The 8,824-nt window shown below is 71.9% G+C and carries 11 protein-coding genes; 3 read left to right on the top strand and 8 right to left on the bottom strand.

Annotation, left to right across the window (positions count from 1 at the left end; genetic code table 11):
• Positions 1 to 46 precede the first annotated feature (46 nt).
• Entirely contained in the window at positions 47 to 1,132 is a 1,086-nt protein-coding gene (locus EHS43_RS29060) for a prephenate dehydrogenase (protein WP_125193695.1), read from the bottom strand.
• A complete protein-coding gene (gene aroH / locus EHS43_RS29055; protein WP_007381029.1) occupies positions 1,129 to 1,491 on the bottom strand; it encodes a chorismate mutase in 363 nt (120 codons plus the stop codon). Before aroH ends, EHS43_RS29060 begins: the two co-directional genes overlap by 4 nt.
• 230 nt (positions 1,492 to 1,721) lie before the next feature.
• Between aroH and EHS43_RS29050 the strand changes: the two genes are divergently transcribed.
• The 3 genes from EHS43_RS29050 to EHS43_RS29040 are packed head-to-tail and all read left to right on the top strand — an operon-like array spanning position 1,722 to position 3,409.
• Positions 1,722 to 2,402, top strand: a complete 681-nt coding sequence (locus EHS43_RS29050; protein WP_125193694.1) for a hypothetical protein — start codon at positions 1,722 to 1,724, stop codon at positions 2,400 to 2,402.
• A gap of 21 nt (positions 2,403 to 2,423) precedes the next feature.
• Positions 2,424 to 3,005: a DUF6529 family protein gene (locus EHS43_RS29045; protein ID WP_125193693.1), complete on the top strand. Its 582-nt coding sequence runs from the start codon at positions 2,424 to 2,426 to the stop codon at positions 3,003 to 3,005.
• Positions 3,002 to 3,409 carry a Rieske (2Fe-2S) protein gene (locus EHS43_RS29040; protein WP_125193692.1) on the top strand — a complete coding sequence of 136 codons (408 nt, stop codon included), beginning with the start codon at positions 3,002 to 3,004 and terminating at the stop codon, positions 3,407 to 3,409. Before EHS43_RS29045 ends, EHS43_RS29040 begins: the two co-directional genes overlap by 4 nt.
• 60 nt (positions 3,410 to 3,469) lie before the next feature.
• Here EHS43_RS29040 and EHS43_RS29035 read toward each other — a convergent pair whose 3' ends face one another.
• The 6 genes from EHS43_RS29035 to EHS43_RS29010 all read right to left on the bottom strand — a co-directional run bounded on the left by EHS43_RS29035 (position 3,470) and on the right by EHS43_RS29010 (position 8,821).
• Complete coding sequence (locus tag EHS43_RS29035; protein ID WP_125193691.1) at positions 3,470 to 4,489, bottom strand: ADP-ribosylglycohydrolase family protein; 1,020 nt, start codon at positions 4,487 to 4,489, stop codon at positions 3,470 to 3,472.
• On the bottom strand, positions 4,486 to 5,214 hold the full coding sequence (locus EHS43_RS29030) for an NUDIX domain-containing protein (protein ID WP_125193690.1): 729 nt from the start codon (positions 5,212 to 5,214) through the stop codon (positions 4,486 to 4,488). The genes EHS43_RS29035 and EHS43_RS29030 overlap by 4 nt, the downstream gene beginning before the upstream one ends.
• 113 nt (positions 5,215 to 5,327) lie before the next feature.
• On the bottom strand, positions 5,328 to 5,885 hold the full coding sequence (locus tag EHS43_RS29025; RefSeq protein WP_125193689.1) for a TIGR03086 family metal-binding protein: 558 nt from the start codon (positions 5,883 to 5,885) through the stop codon (positions 5,328 to 5,330).
• Positions 5,886 to 6,138: 253 nt separating this feature from the next.
• A complete protein-coding gene (locus tag EHS43_RS29020) occupies positions 6,139 to 7,281 on the bottom strand; it encodes a pseudouridine synthase (protein ID WP_125193688.1) in 1,143 nt (380 codons plus the stop codon).
• Positions 7,281 to 7,934, bottom strand: a complete 654-nt coding sequence (gene scpB / locus EHS43_RS29015; RefSeq protein ID WP_125193687.1) for an SMC-Scp complex subunit ScpB — start codon at positions 7,932 to 7,934, stop codon at positions 7,281 to 7,283. The genes EHS43_RS29020 and scpB overlap by 1 nt, the downstream gene beginning before the upstream one ends.
• A complete protein-coding gene (locus EHS43_RS29010) occupies positions 7,931 to 8,821 on the bottom strand; it encodes a ScpA family protein (RefSeq protein WP_260470761.1) in 891 nt (296 codons plus the stop codon). The genes scpB and EHS43_RS29010 overlap by 4 nt, the downstream gene beginning before the upstream one ends.
• Between the last annotated feature and the right edge of the window lie 3 nt (positions 8,822 to 8,824).

Raw genomic sequence — 8,824 nt, 5'->3', positions numbered from 1 at the left:
CCACCGACCTGCACCGCCGCAACCCCGCGCCGCCCCACCGGAACCCTCACTGCCGAATCGACCAGCCCCGCTCCCGCAGCGCGGCCGACAGTACGGGCGCGGCCTGCGGCTCCACCATCAGCTGGACCAGGCCGGCCTGCTGCCCCGTTGCGTGCTCGATCCGCACGTCCTCGATGTTGACCCCGGCCCGCCCGGCGTCCGCGAAGATCCGGGCGAGCTGCCCCGGCTGGTCGTCGATGAGCACGGCGACGACCTCGTACACCCGGGGAGCGGAGCCGTGCTTGCCGGGCACCCGCACCTGCCCGGCGTTCCCGCGCCGCAGCATGTCCTCGATCCCGGACACGCCCTCGCCCCGCTTGGACTCGTCGGCGCTCTGGAGCGCCCGCAGGGCCCGCACGGTCTCCTCCAGGTCCCCGGCGACATCGGTGAGCAGATCGGCCACCGGCCCCGGGTTCGCGGAGAGGATGTCGATCCACATCCCGGGGTCGGAGGCGGCGATCCGGGTCACGTCCCGGATCCCCTGGCCGCACAGCCGTACGGCGGCCTCCTCGGCGTGCTCCAGTCGCGCGGCGACCATGCTGGAGACCAGGTGGGGCATGTGCGAGACGAGCGCCACGGCACGGTCGTGGGCGTCGGCGTCCATGACCACCGGCACCGCACGGCAGTGGGAGACCAGTTCCAGCGCGAGGTTGAGCACCTCGGTGTCGGTGTCCCGGGTAGGGGTCAGCACCCAGGGCCGCCCCTCGAAGAGGTCCCCGGAGGCGGCCAGCGGCCCGGACTTCTCCCGCCCGGACATCGGATGCGTGCCGATGTACGAGGAGAGGTCGAGTCCCAGCGCCTCCAGTTCCCGCCGGGGTCCGCCCTTCACGCTGGCCACGTCGATGTAGCCGCGGGCCACGCCTCGCCGCACGGCGTCGGCGAGCACCGCGGCCACGTGGGCGGGCGGCGCGGCGACGATCGCGAGGTCCACGGGTCCCTCGGGTGCCTCGTCCGTGCCCGCGCCGAGCGCGGCGGCCGTGCGGGCCTGCTCGGGGTCGTGGTCGGCGAGGTGGACGGTGACTCCGCGCCCCGCCAGCGCCAGCGCGGCGGACGTCCCGATGAGCCCGGTCCCGATGACGAGTGCGGTCCTCACTGGGCGATGTCCTTGCGCAGGGCGGCCGCGGCGCCGAGGTAGACGTGCGCGATGTCGGCGCGGGGCCGGTCGGACTCGATGTGCGCGAGGACACGGACGACCCGGGGCATGGCGCCCTCGATGTCCAGCTCCTGCGCGCAGATGAGCGGTACGTCGACGATGCCGAGCTTGCGGGCCGCGGCCGCCGGGAAGTCGCTGTGCAGGTCGGGTGTGGCCGTGAACCAGATGCTGATCAGGTCGTCCGCGGTCAGCTCATTCCGCTCCATGATGGCGGTGAGCAGCGCCCCGACCTGCTCGTCCATGTGTCCGGCCTCGTCCTGTTCGAGTTGGACGGCGCCCCGGACCGCTCGTACCGCCACGGCATTGCTCCTCGCTGATGTACCACCGGCTCCTTGCCCGACCAGCCTAGTCAGCCTCCGCGGGCCGGGTGCGCGGCGCCCGCCTCCTGAGACGGCTCCGCGGACCGTGCCCATGTCACCCGAATGTCGCAGTTCCGCCACATGGGGCGAAACACTTCCGTACGCCCCTGGACGCGGGTCCCCGGGTCCGCTCTCATGGCAGGAAACCCGCCTCGGGGGAGGCTCCTTTCATGAAGCGTTCCGGACCGCTGCTGACACTGCTCGCGGGATTGCTCCTCGGCCTGTTCATGCTCTCGCTCAACGCCACCACCGGAGAGAAGACGACGTCGTCGTACGTCAAGCCGACGGCGTCCGGGCAGTCCTCGCCCGGCACCAAGGCGTCACCGGGCAGCGCGCCGGGGCGGACGTCCGCGCCGCCCAGCCCGTCCCCGTCCCGGACCGCCGTGCCCGAGGGCGTCTACACGGGCCGCACCGAGGACGACTCCTCGGCGGTCGCGATCACGGTGCGCGACGACAAGGCGATCGCGTACGTCTGCGACGGCCACAACATCGAATCGTGGCTCCAGGGCGAGGTGAAGGACGACGGCAGCCTGCGGCTCACCGGCAAGGGCGGCGCGAGCCTCGACGGCAGGGTGAAGGGCACCAGGGAGATCCGCGGCACGGCCCACGTCGGCAGCGGGAGCTACGCCTTCACCATCGGCAGGACGGAGAAGTCCTCCGGCCTCTACCGGGCGAACAGCACGGTGGCCGGCGCGAGGATCGAGGGCGGCTGGATCGTCCTGCCGGACGGCGAGCAGGTCGGCATCCTCCGGCGCGACGGCAAGCCCTCCCCGGCGCCCGAGATCGACCCGGAGACCGGTGCGGTGACGGTCGACGGGCAGCAGCTCACGGCCCGCCCGGTAACACCCTGACCTCGCCCGAGGGAGCCGATCATGACCGTCGACCCGAACGCGGCCACCCAGAGCTGGCCCTCGCCCGAACCCAAACGCGGCCCCGGCGCGGCCCGCTATCTGATCCCGGCCCTGGTCGCCGCCGCGGTGGCGGTCGCCCTGGGTGTCTACGGCAAGGCCCACGACCCGGCGGGGACGGCCTTCAACCTCGCCGGTTTCAGCAGCACCGGCGCGGTGAAGTCCTGGCTCGCCTCGGTCGCGTTCCTCTTCGCGCTCGTCCAGCTCGTCTCGGCCCTGATGGTGTACGGCAGGCTGCCCGGCCCGAGCTGGTCCGCCACCCTGCACCGCTGGTCCGGCCGGGTGGCGTTCCTCGTCGCGGTGCCGGTCGCGGTGCACTGTCTGTACGCGCTGGGCTTCCAGTCCTACGAATCACGCGTTCTGTGGCACTCCCTCCTGGGCTGCTTCTTCTTCGGGGTGTTCAGTGCCAAGATGCTGCTGCTCCGCTCGGAGCGACTTCCCGGGTGGCTGTTGCCGATCGTCGGCGGGCTCGTCTTCAGCGCGCTCACGATCCTCTGGCTGACCTCCGCCCTCTGGTTCTTCCGCACCTTCGGAGTGACGACATGACGCAGAGCCCGGCGCGGCGCACGATCCTTCTCGCGACGGGCGCGGTGGCGCTGACCGCCGGGTGCGGCGAGTACGGCAACGAGAACAGCGACTCCGGGTCCGCCTCGGTGAAGGCCGGCACCGAACTGGCGAAGACGAGCGAGATCCCGGTCGGCGGCGGGAAGATCTTCAAGGACGCGAAGGTCGTCGTCACCCAGCCGAGGAAGGGTGAGTTCAAGGCCTTCTCCGACATCTGCACCCACCAGGGCTGCCAGGTGACCAGCGTGTCCGGCGGCACCATCAACTGCCCCTGCCACGGCAGCAAGTTCAACATCACGGACGGCTCGGTGGCCAACCCGCCCGCCCCCGAGCCGCTGCCCGAGAAGCAGATCAGGGTCAACGGGGACTCGATCGAACTCGCCTAGACCGCCGAGGTCACCGACCCGTGCGACCGGAGCACGGCGGTGCCGCCCCCGACCAGGGCGTCAGGAGTCCCAGAGCGCCCCGAGCGTCACCAGCTCCGTGCCGTACTCGATCCGGTCGGCCCATTCCACCGGCCAGGCCTCCGCTCCCAGATGGGCGCCCGCGAAGGCGCCCGTCAGGCAGGCGATCGAGTCGGAGTCGCCCGAGCTGCACGCGGCCCGCCGCAGGGCGGTCAGCGGCTCGTCCGGGAACTGGAGAAAGCACAACAGCCCGGTCGCCAGGGCCTCTTCGGCCACCCAGCCCGCGCCGGTGGCCAGGCACGGGTCGTCCTCCGGTGAGGCGTGGCGCACGGCGACGTCGAGCCGGTCGAGGGCCGCCAGGCACTCGTCCCAGCCGCGGGCGATGAACTGCCCGGGCGTCGGGTCCTGGCCCCTGGTCCACAGGTCGCCGAGCCAACGCTCGTGGTACTGACCCCGGTTCGCCAGTGCGTACGACCGCAGCAGCCCGACCAGGTCACCCGGCCGCGCACCCTGCGAGAGCAGCCGTACGGCCCGCGCGGTGAGGTCGGAGGCGGCGAGCCCGGTCGGGTGCCCGTGGGTGAGCGCGGCCTGCAACTGGGCTGCGCCCGCGCGCTGTTCGTCACTGAGCCCGGGCACGAGTCCGACGGGTGCGACGCGCATGTTGGCGCCGCAGCCCTTGGAGCCGATCTGACTGGCCTCCTGCCAGGGCAGGTTCTGGTCCTTGAGCAGGCAGCAGGCCCGCAGACAGGTGTTTCCCGGCGCCCGGTTGTTCTGCGGCGACTGGTACCAGTCCACGAACTCCTCCCGCAGGGGCCGCACCAGCCGCATGGGGCCGAGCACTCCCCGGTCCATCGCCGCCCGCAGCCCTCTCGCCACCGCCAGCGTCATCTGCGTGTCGTCGCTGACCATCGCGGGCGTGCGCAGCTCCATCTCCCGCCACGGCCCGAACTTGGCGAGGATCGACGGCACGTCGTGGAACTCGGTCGGGTAGCCGAGGGCGTCCCCGAGGGCGAGGCCGACGAGGGTTCCGGTGGCGGCGCGTTCGGTCAGGGTCGTGGTCATGCGGGGCGTCCTTCCGGGGACGGTCGAAGAAGAGGAGGGTGCAGGGTGGTCGCCGGTCCCGCGCGGTAGAGCGCGGCCGGTTTGCCGCGGCCGCCGGTCAGCCGGGCGGCACCGGGCACGGCCTCGACGAAGCCGGCCGTGGCGAGCACCTTGCGGCGGAAGTTGGGCCGGTCGAGAGCGGTGCCCCACACGCTCTCGTACACCTGCTGGAGCTCGCCGAGGGTGAACTCGGGCGGGCAGAAGGCGGTGGCGAGGCAGGTGTACTCGAGCTTGGCGCCGACGCGTTCGTGGGCGTCGGCCAGGATGCGGTCGTGGTCGAAGGCGAGCGGCCCCGCCTTGTCGTACGGCACCCATCGGGCCTCGGCCGCGTCGCTGCCGCCGTGCGGCTCGGGAGGGTCGGGCAGCAGCGCGGCGAACGCGACGGAGACGACCCGCATGCGGGGGTCGCGATCGGGCTCGCTGTAGGTCCGCAGCTGCTCCAGATGCAGTCCGGAGAGGTCCGACAGCCCGGTCTCCTCGGCGAGTTCACGCCGGGCCGCGGTCTCCGCGGACTCGTCCGGGTGCAGGAACCCGCCGGGCAGCGCCCAGTGTCCGGCGTACGGCTCCTGGCCCCGCTCCACGAGCAGGACGTGCAGGACGCCTTCGGCGACAGTGAGGACGGCGAGGTCGACGGTGACGGCGAAGGGTTCGTGGGCGAACTTGTCGTAACCGGGCGGGACGGACACGCTCACTCACCCCCTTCGCGGTCAGCTTCATGGTCGGTTCGACTAATAGTCACTTCGACTATAAAGAGGGCGAGCGGGTTGAGCAAGCCCCTGGGAACGGGCCGGGCAAGCCACTACGGCCGGGTGCGGCAGGCCCTTCGTGGGTCGCGCCCCAGGAACCCCAGAAGCCGGACGTCGGCCCGCGCGCCGGGCGGTACGGAGACCGGCGCGGCGAAGCGCACGCCCCGGTCCCGCTCCCCCACCACGCACCGGGCGACGGAGAGGAGCTCGGCCGCGAGACCCTCCGGAACGGGCCGCGGTCGACCGCAGGACCGGGCCACGTCCCACCCGTGCACGGCGATCTCGACGGCGCCGACGGCGGCCATCACCCGTACGTCCAGCGGGCGTTCACCCACGAGCACCTCCTCGGGCGGCCCGGCGGCCCAGGCGCCGAGCACGGCACACGCGCGCGTACGGAAGCCGCAGACCCGGTCGACGTGCGGGAGCACTCCGATCCGCCCGCCGCTCAGCCCCTCGTACAGCGCGTCCAGCGAGTCGTCGAGATGCTCCAGCAGCTCGCCCAGATCCCACTCCGCACACGGCGTGCCCCGGTCGAGGCCCACGCGCCGCACCTCCGCCACACTGCCCCACGCGTAGGCGAGCGAGCGCTCCAACAACTCCCCCACGCTCACGACAGCACCTCCGCCGGGCCGCCCCAGGAGCCTCTCGGCGGCCTCACAGCCCTCTCCCGGGCCGCGGGGAGCCCGACGGGCCACGAAGGCCGCACACGGCCCTCCAGCCCTGCCCGACACATCCCGCCGCAGCTTCCGTTCCCCGCGTCCATCCCCGCTCCCTCCGTCACGGAGGCAGACCGGCCGGAGGGCGAAAACACATCGGCCGGCCCCGGAGAATCCCGGAACCGGCCGCACGCGCGCGTGGGGAGGACTACAGGTCGACTTCCTTCATCAGCATGCCGACCTCGGTGTTGGACAGCCGCCGCAGCCAGCCCGACTTCTGGTCGCCCAGGGTGATGGGGCCGAAGGCGACCCGCACCAGCTTGTCGACCGGGAAGCCCGCCTCGGCGAGCATCCGGCGCACGATGTGCTTGCGCCCCTCGTGCAGGGTCACCTCGACGAGGTAGTTCTTGCCGGTCTGCTCGACGACCCGGAAGTGGTCCGCCTTCGCGTACCCGTCCTCCAGCTGGATGCCGTCCTTGAGCTGCTTGCCCAGGTCCCGCGGGATCGGGCCGACGATGTGCGCGAGGTAGACCTTCTTCACGCCGTACTTGGGGTGGGTCAGCCGGTGGGCCAGCTCGCCGTGGTTGGTGAGCAGGATGACGCCCTCGGTCTCGGTGTCGAGTCGTCCCACATGGAAGAGCCGCGTCTCACGGTTGGTGACGTAGTCGCCGAGGCACTGCCGGCCCTCGTTGTCCTCCATCGTCGAGACGACGCCGGCGGGCTTGTTCAGCGAGAAGAACTGGTACGACTGCGTCGCCACCGTCAGGCCGTCGACCTTGACCTCGTCCTTCTCCGGGTCGACCCGCTTGCCCTGCTCCAGCACGATCTCGCCGTTGACCTCGACCCGCGCCTGCTCGATGAGCTCCTCGCAGGCCCGCCGCGAGCCGTAGCCCGCGCGCGCGAGGACCTTCTGCAGCCGCTCGCCCTCCTGCTCGGCGCCGGGGAAGGTCTTGGGGAGCTTCACGTCCTTCTTGCCGGCGTACCGCTCCCGGTTGCGCTCCTCGGCCCGCGCCTCGTACTCACGGGAGGTCGCCGGCACCGAACGGCCGCGCCCGGTGCCCTGTCCCTGCTTCGGGCCGCCCTTGGCCCCGCCGCGCGCGGAGGCGCCGCGCCCGGACTTGGGTCCCTCGTGGGTGCCGCCGGGACCCACGTCATAGCGGCGCTCCTCGGGGCGGGGCTTCTTCGGCCGGCCGCCCTGCTTGTCGTCGCGGTCGTTCCCGGCGCCGCGGTAGTTGCCGCGTCCCCCGGTGCTCCCGCCGCGACCACCGCTGTTCCCACCGCGGCCGCCGCTGTTGCCACCACGGCTCCCGCCGTTGTTTCCGCTGCTGTTCCTGCCGCTGCTGCTTCGCATCAAAGTTCCGTCTTGTCGTCTGCGTCCTCGGAATCCGGGGCGTCCGGATCGAACGACGGTACGGCTTCCTGGGTCTCGGCCTCGATCGCCTCCGCCTCCGGGAGGAAGGGCGCGAGCTCCGGGAGCTCGTCCAGACCGCGCAGGCCCATCCGCTCCAGGAAGTAGTTCGTCGTCACGTACAGGATCGCACCTGTTTCGGGTTCCGTGCCCGCCTCCGCCACCAGACCCCGCTGGAGCAGGGTGCGCATCACACCGTCACAGTTCACTCCGCGCACCGCGGAGACCCGGCTGCGGCTGACCGGCTGGCGGTAGGCGACCACCGCCAGCGTCTCCAGGGCGGCCTGGGTGAGCCGGGCCTGCTGGCCGTCCAGGACGAACCGCTCCACGGCCGGGGCGTAGGCGGCCCGGGTGTAGAACCGCCAGCCGTTCGCGACGTGCCGCAGCTCGAAGCCGCGCCCCTGGGCGGCGTACTCGCCCGCCAGTTCCCTGAGCGCCCTGGTGATCTGCCGCTTCGGCCGCTCCAGGATCTTCGCCAGGTGCTCCTCGGTCGCGGGCTCGTCCACGACCATGAGTACGGCCTCCAGGGCCGGCTTCAGCTCCAGGTCGGCAACGCCGGGCAGCCCGTCCGGAACCTCGGTGGTCTCCTCGCTCACGTCTTCTTCTCCTCCTTGGGCGGCTCGGGCGGCCGGTCGAACTCGTCGGTCACCATCGGCTCGGCCTCCCCCTCCCCACCGGTCCACCGCACGAGCAGCTCCCCGAGCGCGGTCTCCTGGTCCAGTGCCACGGCCTTCTCGCGGTAGAGCTCCAGCAGCGCGAGGAAGCGGGCCACGACGGTCAGGGTGCCGTCGGCGTCCTCCACCAGCAGGCGGAAGCTGGCCTCACCGAGCTCCTTGAGCCGGGCGACCACGATCCCCGCCTGCTCCTGGACGCTGACCAGGGGTGCGTGGATGTGGTCGACGTACACCTGCGGCTTGGGCTTGGGCTGCATCGCCTTCACGGCGAGCTTCGCGAACCCCTCGGGCCCGATGCTGATGACGACCTCGGGCAGCAGGTCGGCGTGGTGCGGTTCGAGTCCGACCGTACGGGGGTAACGGCGGGCCTCCTCGTCGAGCCGCCGGTTGAAGATGTCGGCGATCTGTTTGTAGGCGCGGTACTGGAGCAGCCGGGCGAAGAGCAGGTCCCTGGCCTCCAGGAGTGCCAGGTCGGCCTCGTCCTCCACCTGGGCGGCTGGCAGCAGCCGAGCCGCCTTGAGGTCGAGCAGGGTGGCCGCGACGACGAGGAACTCGGTCGTCTCGTCGAGATCCCAGTCCGGCCCCATGGCCCGGATGTGCGCCATGAACTCGTCGGTGACCTTGGAGAGCGCGACCTCGGTGACGTCCATCTTGTGCTTGGAGATCAACTGGAGGAGCAGATCGAAGGGCCCTTCGAAGTTGGCAAGCCGAACCTTGAACCCCCCACCGCCCTCGGCCCTCGCAGGGTCCGCCACCGTGCCCTCGACTGCCACGACCTCGGACTGCGCAACCGCGGCCCCGGCATCCATGCC

The organism is Streptomyces sp. RP5T (assembly GCF_003933965.1).
Taxonomy (GTDB): Bacteria; Actinomycetota; Actinomycetes; order Streptomycetales; family Streptomycetaceae; genus Streptomyces.
This window is presented reverse-complemented; position numbering and strand designations above follow the sequence as displayed.